18 protein-coding genes are annotated in these 23,636 nt (G+C 40.9%); 12 read left to right on the top strand and 6 right to left on the bottom strand.

The window, feature by feature from the left end; translation table 11 throughout:
* The first annotated feature begins 189 nt into the window (after positions 1-189).
* The 5 genes from N1I80_RS19980 to N1I80_RS19960 all read left to right on the top strand — a co-directional run bounded on the left by N1I80_RS19980 (position 190) and on the right by N1I80_RS19960 (position 5,154).
* Positions 190-633, top strand: coding sequence for a MarR family winged helix-turn-helix transcriptional regulator (locus tag N1I80_RS19980; protein ID WP_340739584.1), 444 nt, complete (start codon positions 190-192; stop codon positions 631-633).
* Between the two features lie 52 nt (positions 634-685).
* Positions 686-1,627, top strand: a complete 942-nt coding sequence (locus tag N1I80_RS19975) for a ring-cleaving dioxygenase (protein WP_340739583.1) — start codon at positions 686-688, stop codon at positions 1,625-1,627.
* A 147-nt stretch (positions 1,628-1,774) separates the two neighbouring features.
* Entirely contained in the window at positions 1,775-2,833 is a 1,059-nt protein-coding gene (locus tag N1I80_RS19970) for an LLM class flavin-dependent oxidoreductase (RefSeq protein ID WP_340739582.1), read from the top strand.
* A gap of 11 nt (positions 2,834-2,844) precedes the next feature.
* Positions 2,845-3,411 carry an NADPH-dependent FMN reductase gene (locus N1I80_RS19965; protein WP_340739581.1) on the top strand — a complete coding sequence of 189 codons (567 nt, stop codon included), beginning with the start codon at positions 2,845-2,847 and terminating at the stop codon, positions 3,409-3,411.
* A 267-nt stretch (positions 3,412-3,678) separates the two neighbouring features.
* Entirely contained in the window at positions 3,679-5,154 is a 1,476-nt protein-coding gene (locus tag N1I80_RS19960; RefSeq protein ID WP_340739580.1) for a globin-coupled sensor protein, read from the top strand.
* Positions 5,155-5,209: 55 nt separating this feature from the next.
* Here the strand turns inward: N1I80_RS19960 and N1I80_RS19955 are convergent, their stop codons facing one another.
* The 3 genes from N1I80_RS19955 to N1I80_RS19945 form a co-directional block, all read right to left on the bottom strand.
* Positions 5,210-6,115 carry a Gfo/Idh/MocA family protein gene (locus N1I80_RS19955; RefSeq protein ID WP_340739579.1) on the bottom strand — a complete coding sequence of 302 codons (906 nt, stop codon included), beginning with the start codon at positions 6,113-6,115 and terminating at the stop codon, positions 5,210-5,212.
* A 60-nt stretch (positions 6,116-6,175) separates the two neighbouring features.
* Positions 6,176-7,264, bottom strand: coding sequence for a metallophosphoesterase (locus N1I80_RS19950; RefSeq protein ID WP_340739578.1), 1,089 nt, complete (start codon positions 7,262-7,264; stop codon positions 6,176-6,178).
* Between the two features lie 170 nt (positions 7,265-7,434).
* Positions 7,435-7,683, bottom strand: a complete 249-nt coding sequence (locus tag N1I80_RS19945; RefSeq protein ID WP_340739577.1) for a hypothetical protein — start codon at positions 7,681-7,683, stop codon at positions 7,435-7,437.
* Positions 7,684-8,330: 647 nt separating this feature from the next.
* Here N1I80_RS19945 and N1I80_RS19940 point away from each other — a divergent pair.
* The 4 genes from N1I80_RS19940 (at position 8,331) to N1I80_RS19925 (ending at position 15,562) form a co-directional block, all read left to right on the top strand.
* The gene (locus tag N1I80_RS19940) at positions 8,331-9,065 is read left to right on the top strand and encodes a leucine-rich repeat domain-containing protein (protein ID WP_340739576.1); all 735 of its coding nucleotides are present in this window, start codon (positions 8,331-8,333) and stop codon (positions 9,063-9,065) included.
* Positions 9,066-9,357: 292 nt separating this feature from the next.
* Positions 9,358-12,549, top strand: a complete 3,192-nt coding sequence (locus N1I80_RS19935) for a cadherin-like beta sandwich domain-containing protein (RefSeq protein WP_340739575.1) — start codon at positions 9,358-9,360, stop codon at positions 12,547-12,549.
* A 167-nt stretch (positions 12,550-12,716) separates the two neighbouring features.
* Positions 12,717-14,450, top strand: coding sequence for a sensor histidine kinase (locus N1I80_RS19930; RefSeq protein WP_340739574.1), 1,734 nt, complete (start codon positions 12,717-12,719; stop codon positions 14,448-14,450).
* Positions 14,447-15,562 (top strand): response regulator, encoded by a 1,116-nt coding sequence (locus N1I80_RS19925; RefSeq protein WP_340739573.1) that lies wholly within the window; start codon positions 14,447-14,449, stop codon positions 15,560-15,562. The genes N1I80_RS19930 and N1I80_RS19925 overlap by 4 nt, the downstream gene beginning before the upstream one ends.
* 55 nt (positions 15,563-15,617) lie before the next feature.
* Here N1I80_RS19925 and N1I80_RS19920 read toward each other — a convergent pair whose 3' ends face one another.
* Entirely contained in the window at positions 15,618-15,761 is a 144-nt protein-coding gene (locus N1I80_RS19920; protein WP_340739572.1) for a hypothetical protein, read from the bottom strand.
* A 180-nt stretch (positions 15,762-15,941) separates the two neighbouring features.
* On the opposite strand from N1I80_RS19920, the gene N1I80_RS19915 reads away from it, so the two are divergent.
* Positions 15,942-16,676 (top strand): sulfite exporter TauE/SafE family protein, encoded by a 735-nt coding sequence (locus N1I80_RS19915; RefSeq protein ID WP_340739571.1) that lies wholly within the window; start codon positions 15,942-15,944, stop codon positions 16,674-16,676.
* A 52-nt stretch (positions 16,677-16,728) separates the two neighbouring features.
* On the opposite strand, the gene N1I80_RS19910 is transcribed toward N1I80_RS19915, so the two are convergent.
* A complete protein-coding gene (locus tag N1I80_RS19910; protein ID WP_340739570.1) occupies positions 16,729-17,562 on the bottom strand; it encodes a TetR/AcrR family transcriptional regulator in 834 nt (277 codons plus the stop codon).
* A gap of 100 nt (positions 17,563-17,662) precedes the next feature.
* Between N1I80_RS19910 and N1I80_RS19905 the strand changes: the two genes are divergently transcribed.
* Complete coding sequence (locus tag N1I80_RS19905) at positions 17,663-20,749, top strand: efflux RND transporter permease subunit (protein ID WP_340739569.1); 3,087 nt, start codon at positions 17,663-17,665, stop codon at positions 20,747-20,749.
* A 218-nt stretch (positions 20,750-20,967) separates the two neighbouring features.
* Here N1I80_RS19905 and N1I80_RS19900 read toward each other — a convergent pair whose 3' ends face one another.
* A complete protein-coding gene (locus N1I80_RS19900; protein WP_340739568.1) occupies positions 20,968-21,786 on the bottom strand; it encodes an aldo/keto reductase in 819 nt (272 codons plus the stop codon).
* Positions 21,787-22,182: 396 nt separating this feature from the next.
* Here N1I80_RS19900 and proS point away from each other — a divergent pair, with 396 nt between their 5' ends.
* A complete protein-coding gene (proS, locus tag N1I80_RS19895; RefSeq protein ID WP_340739567.1) occupies positions 22,183-23,622 on the top strand; it encodes a proline--tRNA ligase in 1,440 nt (479 codons plus the stop codon).
* Positions 23,623-23,636: the final 14 nt, after the last annotated feature.

Here is a 23,636-nt window from a genome sequence, read left to right as displayed (position 1 = left end):
TCAATAGTAATGACTGTATAACCCGTTGTTTAGTTAACAAGTTGATTTGTTAACTAAATTGATTTTTTGAAGGAGTGAGATGTAGAAAATGATAGTTCGATTTTTAATGATGCTCAAACAATTTCCTTGATACTATATCACTTGCGTGGTAAAGTGATAGTAAGGTTAGCAACAAGGAGGCGAAATAAGATGCAGAATCATACGATTGGCTCGCTCATTTGGTTACGCTTAATGCGTTTTACGAACCAAAGTAACCAACTGTCAAACGACTTTTTAAAGCGGTTTGATTTAACAACTGCCCAATTCGACGTACTTGTACAAATTCAAACATACCAGCCCATTACACAAAGTGAATTAGCTGACAAAGTGATCGTGACGCAAGGTGGCATTTCCCGCATGCTTGCTCGTCTTGAAAAAGAAGGCTATATTGTCCGTAAGCAGGATTGGAAAACAAAAATGATTAGTCTCACTAACAAGGCTGAGAATATTTTAGATGAGGCTATGCCAGCTCAACTAGCATTTCAAACATCATTTTTTGAAGAGGTATTAACGAAAGAAGAAGAGAAAACGCTATACACACTCATGACACGCATTCACAAAAATAGTCAGAAAAAAGAATTGCCGCCAGAGTGATTTTTTTACACTATCACTTGACTAATCAACTAAAACCTAGGGAGGAATAAACATGTACAAAATACCAGGACATCACCACATTTCAATGATTACAAAAAATGCTGGGACGAATAACTACTTTTATAGAGAGATATTAGGCTTGCGCCGTGTGAAAAAAACGGTTAACCAGGATAGTCCGTCGATGTATCACTTGTTTTATGGAGATTTAACCGGAAGCCCGGGAACAGAGTTATCTTTTTTTGAAATGACAAATGCGGGAAGAACGGTTCGTGGTACAAATGCCATTACCCAAATCGGCTTACTTGTGCCATCACTCGAAAGTTTAACGTATTGGAAACAGCGCTTTGAGCAATTAGATGTGATGCATGGAGAGATTACAACGTATGCAGGTCGGGCGGCATTACCATTTGAGGATTCAGAGGGCTTACGCCTAATTTTATTGAATAATAACGGTGAGGGTATTCCGGAATTTTGGTCAGCTTGGGAAGGTTCGAGTGTTGAGCAAGCACATCGCATTTTAGGGATGGGGCCGATAGAAATTACTGTGCGTCATTTTGAACGAACAGCTAAAACATTACGAGACCTCTTTGGCTATGCAGAAGTGGCCTATTCTGAAGAAGAAGCTATCTATCAATCTGTTGAGGGGCAAGCATTTGGTGAAATCGTTTTGAAGCAGTTAGAGGGACCGAGTGAAAAGCCGGGACGAGGCAGCATTCATCACTTAGCAATGCGTGTGAGAGATGAGGAAGAATTGCGTTATTGGGACGGCGTAGTGAAAGAGCGAGGCTTTGATTCAACAGGGGTGATTGACCGCTTTTATTTCCAAAGCTTGTACTTCCGCGATGCGAATGGCATTCTCTTTGAAATCGCGACAGATGGACCTGGTTTTACAAAGGATTCCACTATTGAAGCGTTAGGGACAAAATTAGATTTACCGCCGTTTTTAGAAGGTAGACGTGCAGAGATTGAAGCGAAATTACAGCCGATTGACTAACTTCTTGATCAAAAGAGAGAAATATCTGCTAGCATTCTATTTATGACCGCCATGGGTCAGGTTATGCTCGCCATGAGTCGTATTATGACTGGCACGAGAAAAATTCGTGTGGAATAGAAAATGAATGAGAAAAGGGAGCGAACTAGTATGGAAAAATACCGTATTGATACAACTAAAGGAATGGAATTTGGTTTATATTCGATTGGAGATCACTTACTAAACCCTTTTACAGGCAGTAAGATTAGTGCTGAGCAACGTATTCAGGAATTAATAGAGGCAAGTAAACTGGCTGACGAAGCAGGATTGGATGTTTTTGCGGTAGGTGAAAGTCATCAAACGCATTTTACAACACAAGCACATACGGTTATTCTAAGTGCGATTGCGCAGGCGACAACAAATATTAAAATCGCCAGTTCTGCTACTGTGTTAAGCGTAAATGATCCTGTGCGTGTCTATGAAGATTTTGCAACGCTGGATTTAATTTCGAAAGGTCGGGCTGAAATTGTAGCAGGGCGTGGTTCGCGGATCGGGGCTTATAGCTTGCTGGGGTATGATGTCCACGATTATGAAGAGTTATTTGAAGAGAAATTAGAGCTGCTGATGAAAATTAATGATGAGGAATCGGTGACGTGGCAAGGGCAGTTTCGTGCTCCTTTGAATAATGCGCAGATTTTACCACAGCCACAAAACGACCATCTACCGATTTGGCGTGCGGTCGGCGGACCACCTGCTAGTGCCATTAAGGCAGGATATGCTGGAATTCCGATGATGCTGACAACACTTGGTGGTCCGGCGGCTAACTTTAAGGTGGCGGTGGATGCTTATCGTGAGGCGGCGCAGCGTAGTGGTTTTGATCCGGCGGCTTTACCAATTGCGACGACAAGTCTATTTTACACCGCAGAAAATTCCCAGGATGCACTGCGTGAATATTACCCGCATATTGATACAGGGATGATGGCGTTACGAGGTGGAGGTTATCCGAAGCAGCAATTCGCACAATCGACAGATACGCGTGATGCGTTAATGGTCGGTAGCCCGCAGCAAATTATTGAGAAAATGCTTTATCAGTATGAGCTCTACGGTCAACAACGTTTTATGGCGCAAATTGACTTTGGCGGAGTACCGTTTGATAAAATCATGAAAAATATTGAGCTAATTGCAACAGAAATAATGCCAGCTATTAAGAAATATACAATTGGAAAATAAGGAGGGCCATGATGAAAATTGTATTATTATCAGGTTCTAAAGTAGGGTCTAAAACAAGAACAGCGATGAATTACACGCTCGAAATAGCGCAAAAAAAGTACCCTGATGCAGGGATTACTTTAGTGGATCTAGCCGACTTTGATGTGGTCTTTAGTGATGGACGCAATTATTTCGACTACGAGGGTGACACGAAATATGTGACGGAAACGTTGATGGCAGCCGACGCGATTATCATTGGTACACCGACGTTCCAAGCCTCTATTCCGGCTACGCTCAAAAATGTTTTTGATTTATTGCCAGTCAATGCATTCCGCGACAAAGTGGTAAGTGTGCTTGCCACGGCAGGTAGCGCAAAGCATTATTTGATGGTGGAGCAGCAGTTAAAGCCAATTTTAGCGTATATGAAGGCGCATATTGTACAGACGTATGTCTTTATAGAAGAAAAAGATTTCAACCGCAAGGAAATCGTTAACGATGATGTCCACTTCCGCATGGAGCGTTTAGTAGAGGATACTGTAATGCTTGTCGAGGCTTATGTGGGGATTCGGGAGAAGAAAGATGCGGAATATGGGTTTTGATTGACATAGGAATGACGCCGTTTATGAAATTATAAGCGGCGTTTTTTTGCTGGATTTCTAAGGTAGTTCAGTCTCGTCCAAAGGTAGTCTAGTTCCCCTAGGTATACGGCATATCCAGTAAAGTTATGTATATCTACACGCTTGATTTGGGTAAGTTGCATAGGTATTCAGTAGTGCTTTTTATTGAAAACTTGACGCGCATCAAGTGATTATCATTCTCAATAAAGTATTGTGGAAGAAAGGCATACCTTATAGGAGGAATTGAGAATGATATTTCAGAAAAAGATGAATAATCCTGTCTCTACTTTACAACCAATCCAAGCAAGTGACTTACAAGTGAAGAGTTCTAATCCAAAAATTCCAGAGCTACTTAAACTAACGCAGCTAACAAAAAAGGATATTGAAAGCTTGAAGAAAATAGATGGCATTATGGAGGAGCACGCCTTAACGATTGCAGATCGGCATTATGACATGATTATGAATATCCCGGAAATCAAAAATATTTTTGTTCAATATTCAACGAAAGAACGCTATACCACAGCGATTCGCAAGTATTATCAGCAACTAACGAAGCCGACTCTTGATGAGGATTATATCAATTATCGAAAACTGATTGGCCAAATTCATAGTAAAATACAGCTCAATGATGAATGGTATATCGGTTCTTATATTCGGGTGTATGAATATTTACTGCCTTTTATTATACAGAAATTTTACAAATCGCCGCAGGAGTTATCAGAAATTCTCGTAGCTCTAAATCGTATTATTACATTTGATAGTTTAATTGTTTTGGGTGCATATCAAGAGGCGAATGATTATAGCATGGTCGAAAAAATCAACAAAGTAATGGAGTATGTGATTGGGGTAGATAAAGTACAGGACCTGATGGATGATGTCGATTTAACGACTAGTGAGGCCGAAAATGTCAGCGCGTCTGCACAGGAATTAAGTGCATCTGTCAGAGAGGTTGCTGATCATGCGGTTAATGTGTCCGAAAATACGGAGCAAATGGTTGATGAGGCGAAGATGGGACAGGAGGTCATTGAACATTCACTAAATGGTTTTTTGGCAATGGGCAAGGATTTTGTGGAAACGAAAAATAAAATAGATGCACTAGTAGGAGAGGTCCATGATATTTCCCAAGTCATTGATTTCATTAAAAATGTAGCCGATCAAACCAATTTATTGGCACTAAATGCTTCCATAGAAGCTGCACGGGCTGGTGAGAGTGGAAAAGGCTTTGCAGTCGTAGCTAATGAAGTGAGGAATTTGGCGGAGCAAACAAAAGAATCCGTTGATAAGATTTCAACTGCTATTATGAAAATGCAACAGGAATCTGTCCAGGTAGGCTCTATTGTCGAGGAAATGTCTAATCAATTGAACGGTAGAATATCACAAACACAAGAGGCTATTACTACGTTAGATCAAATTATTACAAGGGTCAATGAGGTCGGAGATGCAACAGGGACAATTGCCGCCATTGCTGAGGAACAATCTGTTGCAACGCAAGATATCACGGATCGCATTGGCATTGTGTATGAGCATACAGAGAAAATAAAAGAACAATCTAATGTAACAGGAGAATCCATCTTTCAAGTGAGTATAGAGGTCAATCAGCTACGACAAGAAACGATAGACGAAATTCCGGCATTAACACTATCCCAGCTAGAAAGAATTGCACAAACCGAAAAATTGGTGTCAAAATGGTGGGACTATAACGCAGGAATGGGCTATCATCGGTAGGATTAGACAGAAAAATCCCGCTCTCTTATATGCAATAAAAGAGTGGGATTATTTATCATTTATCGCAAAGTGTTTGTACTACTTTCTCTGCAATTAAATGCGCTTCCAAATCCCGCTGATAGGATTCAGTAGAAAATTGTCCGCTTTTCGCAGCTTTTAAGAAAGTAGTAATGACGCCATGAAATCCACGTTTTTCAAGTGTAGGCTGCCAATCATCGCTTCCATAAGTGAGACTATTTTTATCGATATGAGAAATCACTTCATTGACATTCATGACTTTCCGCGTTTCATGGGCGTTCATAACTTCTACTTTTTCCTCAGATGTACCTGCTTCACGATTCATAATGCCAATTGCTGTGCCTTGTGCGGCCTCCAGCTGTAGAACGACATGATGGAGCAAGCCATTTTCCTGCTTCCCACGTATACGAATATTGTCGATTGGATAAGGAAATAGGTAGAGTAGCGTGTCAATCACATGAATAAAATCGTCAAAAACAAACTGTCGCGCCTCACCAGCATGATGCCCGCGGTTTTTCTGCATGACAATCATATTCGGGTCAGCCAGTTCCTTTAATTTCATATAAGGATGCGCATATCTTCGGTTGAAGCCAACCGTTAAGAGTAGGCCCTTACTTTCGGCTTTCCTTAGTAAACGTGTCGATGATTCCAAGTTATAGGTGATGGGTTTATCCACATAGACATGAATGCCGTTATCGAGTAGCTTATCAATGATGCTTTCATGGGATTCTGTTGAAGAATGAACGAATGCTGCCGCGATGCCGCTTGCCAGCCATTGGTCGAAATCCTGGTAGAGATGCTGAATCGAATACGTTTCAGCAATGTCCTTCAATGTATCTTTATTTCTAGTGCAAACATGAAGCTCAATCCCCTTTGTTTGCGATAAAACCGGCAAGTACGCCTTCTTTGCAATATCGCCAATGCCAATTATCCCGATCTTCACATGATCACCCCTATTGTATTGTTTATCCTCATCTTACAGCATTTGATTTTATTCAGCACTTCATTCCTGAAATGTAAGATTAATTTCCACAATTTCAGCGCGGCTGCCAATTCTAAGGGGCGGTCCCCATGTGCCAAAACCGGAAGTTACGATGGAATGAAGCCGCCCCTTCTGTAAATAACCATAATGATTTTCAAAGATAAGTCGTGTAATTAAATTAGCGGGGAATAGCTGACCCCGATGCGTATGTCCCGATAGTAGTAAATCGACACCATTATCTTTTGCTTCATCAAGCTCCACGGGTTGATGGTCCATCATAATAAGTGGTTTACTTCGGTCTAAATCGGCAACTAATGTATGCGTCGTTATTCTCCCGTTTGCGGCAAGGTCTTTTCGACCGACTATGTAAAAATCATTGGCAACGAGAGTGGTTTCGTCTGCCAGCACCTGAATGCCGATTTTCTCCATCTCGATAACTAATTGATCGACATCATTCCCATAGTAATCATGATTACCGGGTACCGCGTAAATGCCTAGAGGTGCATGAAGTTTCCCTAATGTATGTCCCATTTTTTTAGTTATGTACGGAGCAATATAATCATCAATAATATCACCAGGAATTAAAATCATATCTGGCTGTAGTGCATCAACCTCGGCAACTAAACGTTTCAGATGCTTTTCACCAACAATTCCTCCGAGATGAAGATCGGAAACGACGGCAAGTTTTAACTCTTGTTCTGTTGTTTGCTTTTCAATAGCTATCTCATACGTTGTGACGATAGGGCTCCAGGCGTTGTACGAACCATATATAAGCACGACAGCGAAAAAAGTAATGACTGCCAGTCCGATTTGGAAAATCCATTTCTTTTTTAATAGGTAGACAGCAAGATTGATTAAAGGCAATACTAGTAAACTATAACCAAACAGCACGAGCCAAAATCCACCAATGAATTGGATAGGTAACCATGACCAAAATCGTCCGATGAAAAAGGATAGACTCAGCAAGACTATAATCATGATATAGGTTTTTTTGTAGGCCACAAATCGCGTTGTTTTCAACCATACCCAGCCGTTGTAGCCTATATAAAAGCATGAAAGTGAATAGATCAATAAGACAAATAAAATTAGTAGAATTGTTGTAAATGACATCTGTTTTCCCTCACTTTATCCAACTTGTCTAATAGACTAATACTCATTAATCCTAACAGGGCAGACTGAGAAAAGGAAATCTGTTGAATGGCTTGTTTGTCGTCAATGAGAAAAGGTAAATGCAGGTATGAAAAAAACCGAACAGTAAAATGTTCGGCTTTTTTCACGTATTAAGAATACAATTTCACCTTTTTTTCATTTTCAAATAAAAGATAATGGGCGTTCCCTACTTTTTTTTCTATATAATCGAGTGAATAGTGACCGAATGGATCTGCTAAATCTCCAATTGTCCGTGCGAGATTATCTATCGTGCGATGTAGTGTTTCTGACTGCCTCGGCTCATGGCCTCGATTCATCTCATCCATAATTTCGTGGGCAAGGCGCTGGATTCGACGCAAGCGTATTTCCTTAGTCTGCATGATATCCTCCTCTATCTATCAACTAATATAGCCTAACTATATGGCTGACGGAGGATAGTTATGACTGAGTGGTTAGGAATGTAAAGCTTTCACACTGTAAGAGTTTTATTGATAAATTAGGTGGCATAATTGGTTGAAGTGGGATAGTAGTTAAAAAGGTCGGACAGTGAGAGGTCTAACCTTTTACAGGATGACTTCAATCTATCTTTATATAAATTTAGAACTAGTAGCATCAATAATTTTACGTGTTATAACTATTATCACCGTGTTGTAAACCCTTCAAAAACCCAACAATCCCATCCATCAACTCTTGCGCTAACGGTAAACCTGGATTGCCTTTTGTTAATTCGAAGGGGAAGGATTGTCCCTGTTGTGTGAATGTCCCTGTGATGTTATCTTACGCTGCCCTTGAATATCGATCTGGAAAAATATATCCGTGTCATTTAATACCACGTTTGTGAGTGCATAGTCACTTAATCCTTGTGTGGGAATACTAATCGTGCCGTTCGTTTTGTCGAATGTCAGTACTATAGGTAGTTGTAATACACAGTGTATTCCGTATCTTTCATTTTTCTTTCATTGTCATATGTTAGCATTCCTTTTAATGTGTTGATTGGATTGATTTCAATGGGGGAGGGGAAGTCACGTTGTATGCGAAGTGGATAAGTGATTATACCTGGTCTGACAATGGGGATGATACTGTCACCATTATGGGCTATTCGGATACTGCACCAAAGGTTGTGATCATTCCGGATAAGTTAGGTGGAATGGCTGTGACGGCGATTGGTGCAGAAGTGTTTTGGTATAGAGGGTTAACGAGTGTCACCATTCCTGATGGTGTGCTAACGATTGGGCATATGGCTTTTTACGGTAATGAATTAACGAGAGTGGAAATCCCAGCAAGCGTAATGTCCATTGGCGATTCAGCATTTGCAGCTAATGAATTAATGGAAATGAAGATGGAAGTATCATCAGGTTTGATTTCGATTGGTGATTCAGCATTTTGTAATAATAAGTTAACGAGTGTGAAAATCCCATCCAGCGTGGTATCAATTGGAAAAGCCGCATTTTGCAATAACAGGCTAATAGAAGTAGCAATCGGAGCATCATCGAATTTGACTTCAATTGGAATCTCGGCATTTTCATTTAATGAGCTAACAGCAATAAAAATTCCATTAAGTGTGATTTCGATTGGATATGCTGCATTTTATGGAAATAAGCTTAAGGAGTTAGAAATACCTGCAAATGTGGCAACGATAGGTGATTTTGCATTTTGTGAAAACGGCATAACAAGAGTGATATTCGGGAGTACACCATCTATTGGGGAGGAGTCTTTCTCCAACCGGACGAAAGGCTCTCTTCGCTACCTTGCCAGATTGTAGAATTCTATCGGTTGGTGTTTGGCACTTATTGGTTTCTTTCAGATTTCTTTCATTTGTATATGGTAGCCTATCATTTGAAGGAACGAGTTTACTATGGTGGAATTTTTCGCACATGAGTGCAGATGTGCTGTCAATGGAGAAGTGAAAGAAGATGAGTTGAGTATATTCAAGTCCTATGTGATATTGGGCAGAACTTTTGAGATTGTACAAACCGATGTTGAAGTAGCCTTCAATGTAAACATGTGAGTAGAAAGGTGTTTTGATGACCGTAATATGGAAGGGGAGAAATAATATGAAAAAGATCACGTTACTCGTTTTACCGGCACTTCTTGTTATAGGATTTTGGATAAGTGTATTTTCTTCACCGGTACAAGCATTTACTAGTGGTTCTGGAGTGTCTGGAGATCCGTATGTTGTATTGACGGCTGATGATTTGAATCGTGTACGAAATAACCTTGATGCACATTATATCCAAGGAGCGGATATTGATTTATCTGACTATTCGTTGGATTCAGGATGGGAACCGATTGGGACATCTAGCACGCCATTTGAAGGGACATTTGATGGCAATCATTATCGGATTACGGGTCTAGTTATTAACAGTACAGCATCAGCCAATATAGGCTTATTTGGCTATACAAGTCAATCGACTATTCAAAACGTAGGCTTGGAGAAAATTGATATTAAAAGTAGTGCCAGTACTGTCAGCGATGTCGGTGGTCTTGTGGGCAGAGGGAGTGGAACATTTATCAATAACTATACCTCGGGTAACCTTGAAATAACGGTACCTTCTCATAACTCTAATAACTCTAAAAGAGTCGGAGGCTTAATCGGCTTACTCTATGATGATGGCTCACAAATTAGCAACAGTTATTCAACTGTTCATGTAACAACGAACGTTCAGGATGTCGGAGGTTTGGTTGGGTTTCTAGATCATAACACTTTAATTGAAAAAAGCTATGCAACTGGCAATGTAAGGGGTTATTGGCAAGTTGGTGGTTTAACAGGGGCCGGCTATAACATCAGCGGAATCCGTAATAGTTATGCGACTGGTGATGTACAGGTTAATAGTCAGTATGGAGGCGGCTTGTTCGGGATAGTGCAAAAGCCTGTTCACAATAATTTTGCCGTAGGTAAGGTAAGCGGCGGAACAAATATGGGTGCATTTGCTGGTACTTCTTACGGTTCTGTTAGTTCTTACTGGAACAAAACTGCTAATTCATCTTTACCTGCTGCGGCAATAGGAACGGATTCATCTGTAGGTTTGACGGAGAGTGAGATGAAACAGCAAGCCTCCTTTGTTGGCTTTGATTTTGTGGAAACATGGGGGATTAATGAGGGGCATTCATATCCTTATCTACGTGTTTTTGCGCCTGTTGTGCGAGTAGATGATTTGTCGCCAACGCCATATCAACAAGGTAGTATATTAACGGTTACTGGAGAAATGAGAGATGGAAGTATTGGACAAGAGGTAACCGTTCATTATGAAATTTTGGATGACGCACATCAGCTGATTGCTAGTGGTTCTCAAAAATTTGCTGCCGCGACAGGGGGGTATGAGCCATACAGCTTTTCTGTGATGCTGGATGAGACGAAATTTCCTGGAGGAAACTATACGGTTAATGTGATGGCAGAAGATTCGGCGGGGAAAGTGTCCTATGAAAGGTTTGTAGCTTTCGACGTACTGTCTAGTAATGCTGATTTAAGTGAGTTAACTGTTAGCCCAGGAACGTTGAGTCCGTCTTTCTCACCAACGGAGGATACATTTATTTTGAATGTAGGCAATGATATTGCATCTCTCACAGTGATTGCTACAGCTGATGATCCTCTTGCGAAGGTGGAAATATCAGGAATGGCCTCGGCATTAATAAGTACATTGGCACAGGATGTAAACTTAACTGTTGGAAGTAATGTTATTCCTGTCGTGGTGACAGCAGCAGATGGGGTCACCACAAAGACCTATACGATTACCGTGACACGTGCAGGTTCCAACGACGCCACGTTAAAAAGTTTAACAGTAAGTGAAGGTGTGCTGAGTCCAGCATTTACCCTTAACGAAGATGATTATACCGTGAGTGTGGATAACACCGTTTCCTCTCTCGATGTAACGGCGATTCCGACGGATTCTAATGCAACTGTTACAGTTAACGGAAGTGCAACAACATCGGATACCATTACGCTTACGGTAGGACAATCTACTACAATCCCAATTGTAGTGACAGCAGAGGACGGGGGGGAGAAAACATACACGGTGACGATTCAAGCTGCAACGATACCTGTAACGAAACATACACTGTTTTTCGTGTCCGATGGCGTAGAAGTGAGTCGTGAAGAAGTTGTGTCCGGTGAAACAGCGACGGTGCCGACAGCCCCAAAAAAAGCGGGTCATAGGTTTGATGGTTGGTATAAGGAACCCGACTTTAAGACGCCGTGGGATTTTGGGACAAGTATTGTGGCAGACACAACTTTATATGCAAAATGGGTAGTCATATATAACCCGCCACCAACGCCTACACCCAATATCCAAGCGGATATGAAAGTGGATCAACCGTTGAGCGAAGAACAACTAGATGGTAGTAAAATTACCATCACTGTTTCAGACACGAACTTTGTAACTTCCTTACTACCCGAGTATTTTGGATTGCAAAATGCTCCGAAAGGATTAACCGTGAGTGAAGTAAAACGCCTGAGTCCATGGAAAGCTGAAATCACTTTCGCCTTTGACGGTACAAAATTAGAAGAGGATCTTGACTTTGGGCTGATGATTCATAGGGATGCGCTGACAAGTGATAATAATTTAGTAGTCAGCAATAAGCTACTAATTACTAAAAATCCGAATCCTGACCCAACACCAGAACTTGAACCAGGAACGGGTAAACCTTATAAAATCATTAAGACAGAAGGTACATTTGAGACGGCAAAAGTATGGACGGTCAAGTTGTCAAATGCAGTGGATGCCTCAATTGTACAAGATGCTTTGTATATTGTTGACGCAGAAGGCGATCAGGTACCCGTCACTTTCACAAGCAATGGCAATACTATATTCATCTACCCACCTGCAGGAGGCTATGCACAAGGGGTATACACGCTTTATGTCACAAGTCAGTTGAAAGATATAAGCGGACAAGCATTGCAAGAACCCATTAAAATGATTTTCACTGTCAAAGCAGTAGATGAACCTGAAATCGATGAAACGTATAAAGTGATCGTCAAGGAAGGTACATTCCCAAGTGATAAAACATGGACTGTCAAGTTTTCGGCGGAAATTGATGAATCGACGGTAGGAGGCGCACTACTCCTATATGATGAAAAAGGGAACAGTATGCCGGTCATTTTCACGAGCGAAGGTACAGACATTATTATCCAAGCCCCTGTGAATGGCTACGCCCCTGGAACTTACAAGCTTTATATCATGGGGAAATTGAAAGATATAAGCGGAAAAGAATTGAAAGAACCGATTAAAATGATTTTCACTGTCCAATAAGGAAAGTGCAGTAGATCAATATAACTCACCTACAAAGTTGTTTTAAAAGGCTTTGTAGGTGTTTTTTGTATTCTTTCATTTTTCTTTCATTTGCATATGGTAGTATTTATTTTAAAGAGACTTCTATTTGAACGGTTTTATATACAGGACGAGAAGGAGGTTCCTCCATGGTTTTCAGTGTTGAGCTGATTTTGATGATGATTTCAATTATCATGATGAGCATCATTTTTTTTGCTTTATATCGTTTTAGAGAAAAGCCGGGATTTATTTACCTCATGGGCTTGGTTGGCTGCCGTATTGTGTATGCGATTAGCGTCATCTTGGAGAAAAATAGTGAACTATTGCAGTATAAGTATATTTTTCGTGCTATGCAGCAAACTGGACTTACTTTAATGGTTCCATTCTTTATTTTATTCGTCTATGGATTAATCAGGCATCAAAAAGTTATCAGGCGCAAATGGAAACTGGCGTTGTTTTCGCTCTTCATCCCCTGGGCGTTACTAATCTGGTTTGATCCTTATTTGCATATCGTTTATAACACAGTTGAACTATATGATGGGCAATTGGTAACAACGAGGACAATCTATGCAAGTGTTTTTAATATTTTTTGTTACAGTAGTTTAGCTGTCTGCCTTTATTTTATGTTCAAATATATGAAAACAATGCGGAAAGACCTGCGTAAACCGGGCATGTGGGTTTTATTGTTGGCCTCATTGCCACTTGTGCTGGAGGTGCTTCGATTTTATCAGCCTCACTGGTCGCCGTGGTTGGGACCATTATCGATTTTATGTGGTATGACAGGTATGTTGATGCTGTTAATTACCTTTAGATACAAACTCTTTTCGATTGTGCCGATTGCTAAGGATGTTGTATTCGATACGTTTCAAGAGGGTATGCTCATTGTCAATGATTCTGGGCAGGTCGTTGATGGCAATAAAAAAGTGATTAACTTCTTTGCTGAACTAGGTTACGCTGATTTTTATGATAGACCTGTAACAGCGTTATTAGAGAAATGGCCGGAGTGGTGTGACTTATCGCAGTCCGTAGAGCAAGGTAGTGTAGAGATTGAGACCTGGTCGAATGACGAAAGAAAAGTCTATCGTGTCAATGTCTATCCTTTGGGTACGGAAGGTAAACAAAGGCAGGGCAGTGTGTCGCTCGTTTTTGATATAACAGAGCAACGGTGTCAACTGGAGAAGATTGCGCAGCTGAACAGGCTGAAGGACCAACTTTTCACCATTGTTTCACATGATATCCGCAGTCCTTTGGCAATGCAATTTCAATTGGTGGAGTTGCTAGAAGAGGATTTGGATAGCTTTGGTGCTGAGCATCAGGAGATTATTGCGAAGCTGGGTGAACAGATACGTCATACACTTGGCATGTCTACTAATTTACTCGAATGGTTCCGCGGTCAGCGAGAGGATGTTGTGCTTCGCCCGCGATTACTAGAGTTATCAGAGGCTGTAGAGGAATGCTGTCAGTTGCTACAAATCAATAGTGAGGCTAAGCATTTACATATACATAATGATATTCCAATTGGGACTCACGTCTATGCTGATCGAGAAGTTGTATTATTGGTCGTCAGGAATTTGTTATCCAATGCGATTAAATTCACGCAGATAGGCGGTTCTATACATATGCATGCTCAACTATCCGGGAAAATGGTCATAGTCTCTGTTCGTGATAACGGAATGGGTATGGATAGTGAGCAGGTAGAGCGCCTATTTGTTGAAAATCAACTCCATTCTTCCGTAGGAACTTCGGGCGAGCAGGGGGCAGGGCTTGGTTTGCTTGTTAGTAAGCAGTTCGTCCAGTTAAGTGGAGAGAGTATATGGGCTGAAAGTGCAGTAGGGCAAGGGAGTGTGTTCTATTTTACGATGAGAGGGGGAGCTGAGCTATGAAAGTTCTACTCGTAGATGATGAGCCTATTATGTTGTTGACTATGAAACGAATGCTGTCTGGTATAGAAGGTGTTGAGCTTGTCGGCAGTTTTCAGCAGGCGGAAGAGGCATTTACCTTTCTCTGTAATCATGATGTAGACCTTGCATTTTTTGATATTCAAATCGGGAGTGACGATGGGATAGAACTCGCTCGTAAATTGCGGTTCAATCATATTGAACTTGATATTGTGTTTACAACTTCACACGTAGATTACGCAATCCATGCATATGATGTCTATCCATTAGATTATATGGTGAAGCCCATTTCTAAAAAAAGACTGGCTCAAACAATTGAGCGGGCGGTTAGCAAACGTCAAGGTTCTTCGGTTGTCAGTAATAGCCCGGTGGCGAATCGTCTAAAAGTACAAATGTTGGGCTGCTTTGAGGCGAGCAGTACACAGCAAGGTGTCGTGAAATGGATTTCTAAAAAAAGCGAGGAGCTATTTGCCTATTTACTCGTAAATAGAGGTGGAAGCGTAGCGAAAATGCATGTGATTGAGCATATATTTCCCGATATGCCCTTGAAAAATGCAGAAGCTTATCTGAATACGGCGGTGTATCAGCTTCGAAAAGCATTAAGCATTCATGAGTTCAAGGAAATTGTGATTTCGGGGCAGGAAAAGTATCGATTAGAGCTTAGTCACGTAGATGTAGATTTTATTCAATTTGAGCAGGGGGTGGAGCTGCTTGCCAACATTCACCATGATAATGAAGCTGTTGCTGTAGAGCTGGAGAAGCAAATGCTAGGCGAGTTATTAGAGAATCGATCTTTTGCCTGGGCAACTCCGGAGCGTGAAGGTATAAATATGTTGTACGCGTCTTATGCGAATAACCTTGTAAATTGGTTGTTAGCTTGCGAGCGTTATCCAGAAGCGTTGCAAATTGCGAGAAGAATGATCGCACGTGATGCATTTGACGAGGAGACGAATCGGTTGCTCGTACATATACTCGGCGCAATGGGGGACAAGCATGCCTTGCATCACCATTATCAGCGGTATGTCGAAATGATGCAGCAAGAGCTGAATCTGCAACCGTCAGTGACCATGCAACAGCTTTATCGTGAATATAAATAAGAAGGGGCTGTCCGAAAGGTGAGTTTTCACTAACTTTTTGGACAGCCCTAGCTTTTTATCTCGGGACAAGCGCTAGTGGAAACTTATCGATCAATTGCAGCAAGTTAACGATCAATTCGAAGTTGTTATCAATCATTTGTCGAAGGTTAACAATCAATTCAATGAAGTTATCGATCAATTGGGCATAGTTATCGATCATTTTGGGACCTTTGACTTATCGAGTTAGTAAAGCTCCCTACTAACTTTATTTAAATTGTCATCATAAAATTCAGGGCATTCATTTTCTGAATAGACTCTCATTCATACAATCGAATTTACTTATGGATGAAAGATGAATATGCTAGTCATATAGAGAGTTTGACCGAAAGAAGGATGTCTTATGGAATACATTATGCTTTATTTCATCGGCTTTGCTGCAACAACGCTTGGTACATTAGCAGGGGGAGGAGGATTGATTAGTTTGCCGGCGATGCTGCTAATGGGATTGCCTGTTCACTCTGCAATTGGGGCCAATAAAGTAGCCAATACAGTGAGCTCATTTTCAAGTTTTTTTGTTATTTATAAAAATAAAGAAGTCACTGTCAAAGAAGCGTTGACGGTTGTCCCGCTTAGCTTAACTGGGGGAATTACAGGCGGAGTGATTGCCTCCTATTTGAAGGAAGAATGGATGATTATCATTGCGATTGTGCTACTAACTTTCGCATTTGTTACCTCGTTTTTAGGCAAAGCAGACTTTGACGGCAGTGAGTCGTTCCGTGTTACGAAGAAAAGTGCGGCTTCATTGTATGGCATCGGGATTTACGACGGCGTCTTTGGACCTGGAAGTGGAACCTTAGCATTGTATGTCTATGCAAGAATGAAAATCTCTTATCTGAGAGCTGTTGGGTTGTCACGTATTATGATTTTTTCAAGTTGTTTCGGGGCGTCCATTAGTTACATCTCGACAGGAAAAATTATTTGGCCGCTAACCATTGCACTCATGCTTGGCTCAATCAGTGGTGCACAGCTCGGTGTTCGCCTTGCACGAAAACTGAAAGCGAAGCATGTAAAACCAATTCTTCGGGTTGTGACAGTGCTATTAATTGTGCAGATAGCTGTGGAGTATTTTGGTTAACTTAAAAAGGGTGTTTCAAAAGTCGATCATCGATTTTGAAACACCTTTTTTATTAGATTGCAAAATAATTCAGCAGTAAATAAGAAACCCATTTACAATGGGGATGCGTTCGAATATTTTCAAGCAATCCCTTTACAAGAGCGGGACTTAATGTTGGTTCAAGTAACTGTTGCTTCAGAAGAATTAAAGATTCTTTTTCAATAGACTCCTCAATTTCTTGCATAGTTTGTTCAAGGATTTCAAGGATCTGATCCTTCGTTGGTTCTTCCTTTGTTGGTAGTTGACGCAGTTGGACTAGCTCAGTTGAAATAAATGGGGTCGTAATATGTCTAGCAAGTATATTTGTCTTTTCTACAAGTGACTTGGCTAGCAAATCTAAGTCTAATGGCAAATCGTAGAATAAAAATAACTCTGAATATGTTTTCATAAAGCCCTTCACACAGTAAATGACATCGTGCTTTATCTGTTCGATCTCATCACCGTATAATCGTTCAACCATCGTTAAAATGACTTTATCCAATGATCGATCATAGGAACGCATTTTTATGATGAAATCTTCGTTAAATGATCGCATTTGTTCTTTCATGAAGATTTTGGCGAAATCCGCATGCTTATGAAAGGAATTGAAAATGGCGTAATAAAATTTATATAAAAGGTCTTCATCGTCTTTTGTGCTTCTGACCATATAGTCAATATCTGAGGTGAACTGTATCATAAAATAGTCAATCAAGGCCGAAATCAATTCGTCCTTCGACTTGAATGATAAATAGAAAGCTCCTTTGGAAATACCGCAGTGCTCAGTTATTTGTTGGATAGAAGTTGATTCGAAGCCCTTTTCGGCAAAAAGCTCTAAAGCCTTTTCCATAATTAATTGTTTTTTCATCATCTCTATACTATCGCTCCTAGGTTTATTCATTGACATCTGACTTGTTAGTCATTAGTATAAGAAATTGAATGAGATTAGTCAAATAAGGGAAGGTGTAAGAGTGAAAGGTTTAGTCAATTTTGTCTTGAAGAATAAATTAGCCGTCTGGCTGCTAACGATTATCGTCATCGTGTCTGGTATTTATTCAACTACTAAAATGAAAACAGAGACGCTTCCAGATATTTCGATTCCGTTTTTAATGGTTATGGATGTGTATCCAGGAGCCACTCCTGAGCAAGTTATGAATGATGTCTCCATTCCTTTAGAGAAAGCAGTGGAAAATCTTGAACATGTGAAATCCGTTTATTCGAATTCCTATTCGAATATGTCAAATATTCAAGTGGAATATGAATATGGTATAGACATGGATGAGGCCAAACGTGCATTGGACTCTGCACTAGATGCAGTGTCTTTACCTGAAGGAGCACAAAAGCCAACAATTACAGCAATTAGTATGAATATGATGCCAGTTGTAGCATTGAGCGTCAGTAGTACGACAGAGGATATTGTTGAACTCACATCCACGGTTGAGGAAATTTTACTTCCGAAAATCGAGAAAATCAATGGAGTAGCATCTGCTGCTATTACAGGTCAGCATATTGAAGAAGTACAACTAACGTATGATGAAGATAAGATGGCTGAACTTGGTATCACGCCAGATTCAGTTAAGCAAATGATTCAAGCAAGTGATCTAGCTGTCTCTTTGGGTCTTTATGAGTTTGAAGAAGGCGAGCAGGCTGTTGCGGTAGACGGCAAGTTCATGACGGCTGATGAATTAAAGGGGATGCTTATTCCTGCTACACCGTCTGAAACAAATCCATTACCATTCGTGAAGCTTGGCGATATCGCGACAATTGAAGTCGTCGGTAAAGTACAATCGGTTTCACGAACAAATGGTGAAAATGCTATCGCTATTCAAATTATTAAAGGGCAACAAGCAAATACAGTGGATGTTGTAAATGCTGTGAAGGAATTAATTAAAGATGAAGAGAAAGTAATCGATGGTCTTGTTGTTGATGTATCACTTGACCAAGGTGCGCCAATTGAAGCATCAGTTTCAACAATGATTGAAAAAGCGTTGTTTGGTGGGGGAATTGCGATTTTAATAATCCTTCTCTTCCTACGTGATATTAAATCAACGATTATTTCAATCGTATCTATCCCAGTTTCGATTTTCATGGCTTTACTGCTACTAAATTGGATGGGAATTACGTTAAATATTATGACGCTTGGTGCCATTACGGTTGCGATTGGTCGTGTTATCGATGACTCGATTGTCGTCGTGGAAAATATTTATAGACGTCTGCATTTGAAAACAGAGAAATTATCAGGTCGAGCGCTTGTGCGTGAAGCGACGATTGAAATGTTTAAACCTATCATGTCCTCAACATTAGTAACGGTTGCGGTATTCGCTCCACTTATTTTTGTTGGTGGTATGGTCGGTGAGCTGTTCATGCCATTCGCTTTAACGATGACGTTTGCGCTAGGTGCTTCGTTACTTGTTGCGATTACAATTGTGCCAGCACTCTCTCACTTCCTGTTTAAGAAAAAGCTCTATAGTGAGAAAAAAGAAAGCAACCACAAAGAGGTAGGCAAATTAGCAACATGGTACAAAGGTATTCTTGCCTGGACACTTAACCATAAAATCATTACCTCAATTATTTCCATTGCGTTATTAGCTGGAAGCGTGGCTTTGACGCCATTAATTGGCTTTAGCTTCATGGGTAGTGAAGAAGAGAAAGTGATGTACTTAACGTACACGCCAGAAACAGGCGAGCTAATGGAAGACACATTAGCAAACATTGAAGTAGTGGAACAAGAGCTGTTAAAGCATGATGATATTGATATTGTTCAGTTATCCGTTACGGATGCTGGAGATCCAATGGCAGCTATGATGGGTGGAGGCTCAAACGGTGCGTTAATGTTCCTCATCTTTGACCCGGACATGAAGAACTTCCCGGAAGTTCGCACAGAAATTGAAGACTATGTATTCGACATTGGCCAAACGGGCGAATGGAAGAGCCAAAACTTCAGTTCAATGGGCATGTCAACTAATGAAGTGAGCTATACATTCTATAGTGAGAATTTAGATAGACTAAACGAAGCTGTGAAAATGGTAGAAGAAGTTATGAATGAAAACAATCGTCTTGAAGATGTTTCTTCAACTGCCAAGGATGCATATGTTGAGTACAAACTCAAGGTAGAACAAGATGAGCTGCTGCAGTATGGGTTAACAACGGGGCAAGTTGTCATGATGTTAAATCCAATGCGCACGCAAGATGTCTTAACGACAATCGATAAAGATGGTAATTCCTTGAAAGTAATTGTGCAGCAAGAAGAGGCTGTGCAACCAAAGTCGATTGATGATTTATTAGCGACGGAAGTACCGACAGCGCTTGGTACGACTATGAAACTATCGGAGCTTGTTGAAGTTGAAGAAGGAACAACATTAAATGCGCTTGCTCGTAGTAAAGGTGAATACCATGCAACGGTTTCAGGAACAATCCTGGATGCTGACATTTCAAAAGCAACATCTGAAATAGATAAAGCGATTGAGAAATTGGAGTTACCGAAAGGTGTTACAATCGATGTTGCGGGTGTAGCTGCGGATATGACAGAGACATTTACACAGCTGATTGTAGCAATGCTTGCGGCTATCGCAATTGTGTACTTCATCTTGGTTGTCACATTCCGTGAGGGGGTCGCGCCATTCGCTATACTCTTCTCGTTACCATTTGCAGTCATTGGTTCATTTGTTGGTTTATTAATCGCAGGTGAAACGATTTCTGTATCGGTCATGATGGGTCTATTGATGTTAATCGGTATTGTTGTTACGAATGCGATTGTACTTGTAGACCGTATTATCCGTATGGAACGCGAAGGTTTGAAAATGCGTGAAGCAGTTCTTGAGGCGGGTGTAACGCGGTTACGTCCAATTCTTATGACGGCAATCGCTACAATCGGTGCGCTCATTCCATTAGCAATGGGAACAGGCGGCGGTGGCGGTTTAATCTCCAAAGGTCTTGGGATTACCGTAATCGGTGGTTTGATCAGTTCGACGTTATTGACGTTGATTGTCGTTCCGATTGTTTACGAGCTATTGTCTAAGCTGTTCAAGAAAAACCGTGTTGAACTAGAAGAGGACTGATTGAATAGCCCTACAAGGAGATGTTCCTTGTAGGGCTGTTTTTCACGTCTAGTCTTTGGGCGCCAGCCCCTCGGAGGCTCGCAGGAAGCCGTTGCCACAGGACGTGGCGACCTTAGGTTGGCAACCTTGAAAGTCATTTTGCTGTGGTGGCTGAAGTACGCCATCCTCGCAAACCGTCTTATGCCTGTCGGTGCTGAGCAGGCGCCCTACGCTTTTTTTTAATTCACTTCATTAGGATGGCGATTTACCCGAAGGTTTTGATCTAATGTAGCGATTTTCTCCATATTTTCTTCGGTTAACTCAAAATTGAAAACATCGAGATTTTCTTTAATTCTTGAAGGCGTTACGGATTTAGGGATAGCAATGACGCCTGTTTGTAAATGCCAACGCAGAATGATTTGTGCTGGTGTTTTGTCATGTTGAGCCGCAATTTCTTGAATGACTTCGTTTTGTAATGCATCTTTCCCGTTCATAAGAGGGCTATATGCTTCTAGCTTGATGGAATGCTTATCGCAAAATGCTTTAAGTTCCTTTTGTTGTAAGTAAGGATGGCGTTCTACTTGGTTCACAGTCGGAACGATTTCACATTCGTCCAAAATTCGTTGCAAATGTTCAATTTGGAAGTTGCTGACACCGATTGCTTTTACGCGCCCGTCTTTATAGAGCTTTTCTAGTGCCTTATATGTTTCGACATACTTATCATGTAAAGGTGTTGGCCAATGGATGATATACAAATCTACATAATCCAAGCCAAGCTTTTCGAGGCTTGCATCAAATGCTTGCAATGCACTTTCGTAGCCATGGTCGGCATTCCATAATTTTGTTGTAATGAATAATTCTTCTCTTGGAACTTTAGTTTCTGCAAGCGCTTTCCCGACACCTACTTCATTACGATAAATCATAGCTGTGTCAATCGAACGATAACCCGCTTCTAGTGCATGTTCAACTGTAGCGGCTGCAATCTCATCGGGAACCTTCCATACCCCAAACCCAAGCTGCGGCATTTGTAGACCGTTATTTAGTGTAACATTCTTCATGTCATCCTCACCCTTCCGACTATTTTGAATCTAGTTTAGCATACTATTCAATAACCTCGATTGAAAATAAATAGCCTAGCTATCGAGTCATTGTATAAACACCAAGTATTTGTTATATTATAAGTAATAGACAATCTTTGATGTGCCCAAGTAGATAAGAATTGTGAACCAGAGAGTATAGCGATTTGCTGAGAGCTAGACCACCGCTTCTTATTGAAACCAACCACGGAGATGTTATGCCAACATAACCGAGTCGTTTTCGTTATCAAACGTTTTAGAGGGCTTACGAATTCGGTGAGCTAAACTAAGGTGGTACCACGTCCATTCAAGCACAAAGACGTCCTTATACAAGGATATTTTTGTGCTTTTTATTACGCTTAAGAGGAGGAAAAATTAATGACTAATCTACAAAAAAATGATTTTTCAAAATGGTATATTGATACAATTCAAAAGGCAGATTTAATGGATTACACACCAGTACGTGGGTGTATTGCTTTCAAACCGGATGGCTACGAAATTTGGGAGCATATTCAAGCGGAGATGGATCGCCGTTTTAAAGAGACAGGGCATCGCAATGCGTATTTCCCGATGCTCATTCCAGAGTCATTTTTTGAAAAAGAGAAGGATCATATCGAAGGCTTTTCGCCAGAGCTTCCATGGGTAACAGAAGCAGCAGGTGAAAAATTAGAAGAGCGTCTAGCATTGCGTCCAACTTCTGAAACGATGATTGGCCATCTTTATTCCGATTGGATTAAAAGCTACCGTGATCTTCCTGTGCTCATTAACCAGTGGGCGAACGTGTTCCGTTGGGAAAAGAAAACGCTGCCGTTCATTCGCACATCTGAATTTTTATGGCAGGAAGGGCATACAGCTCATGTGGATGAAGATGAAGCACGTGCAGAAACAATGCAAATGCTGAACATTTATAAAGAAGTTGTTGAAGAACTGTTAGCGATTCCTGTATATGACGGTCAAAAAACACCTTCTGAGCGTTTCGCAGGCGCGGTCGATACGTATTCAATTGAAGCAATGATGAAGGACGGCAAAGCGGTTCAAGCGGGAACTTCACATTACTTGGGGACAAAATTTGCGGAAGCTTTTGATATTAAATATTTAAATAAAGAAAACAAACATGAATTTGTTCACACAACTTCATGGGGAACATCTACGCGTTTAATCGGCTCGGTTATTATGACGCATGGTGATGAGCAAGGTCTTGTATTGCCACCACGTATTGCGCCAACACAAGTTGTGTTAATTCCAGTAGGACCTTGGAAGAAGAATCCTGCGATTATGGAGAAGTTGGATGAAATTTTTGCGGAGTTGAAAGCGAAAGGCATTCGTGTTCGTTTGGATGATTCCGATCAATCGCCAGGCTATAAATTCAATGAGTGGGAGCTAAAAGGTGTTCCTGTTCGCGTTGAATTAGGTCCACGTGATTTGGAGAATAACCAAGCACTCATCAAAGCACGTGACGAAGGCGAAAAAGAAGCTGTCGAACTTTCTGCTATTGTTGCGCGCATTGAAGAAGAATTAGTGACGATGCAAGCACGTTTGCTAGAAAAAGCACGCGCATTCCGCGAACAGCATTCGCATACGCATGTCGATTCAATTGAGCAATTAGCAAAACACATCGCAGACTCAACTGAAAAAGGTGAAATTCCTGGATGGATTCTTGCAGGTTGGTGTGGAGATGACGCTTGTGAGGAACAAGTGAAAGAAGAAACAAAATTCACAACGCGCAACATTCCATTCAACCCACCAGCGGAGAAATCTAGCTGTATCAATTGTGGCAAAGAATCGAAGCACACGGTGTGGTTTGGCCGCGCTTATTAAGAATATGAGAATGC

The sequence above is a fragment of the Sporosarcina sp. FSL K6-3457 genome (assembly GCF_038007285.1).
Classification (GTDB): Bacteria; Bacillota; Bacilli; order Bacillales_A; family Planococcaceae; genus Sporosarcina.
This window is presented reverse-complemented; position numbering and strand designations above follow the sequence as displayed.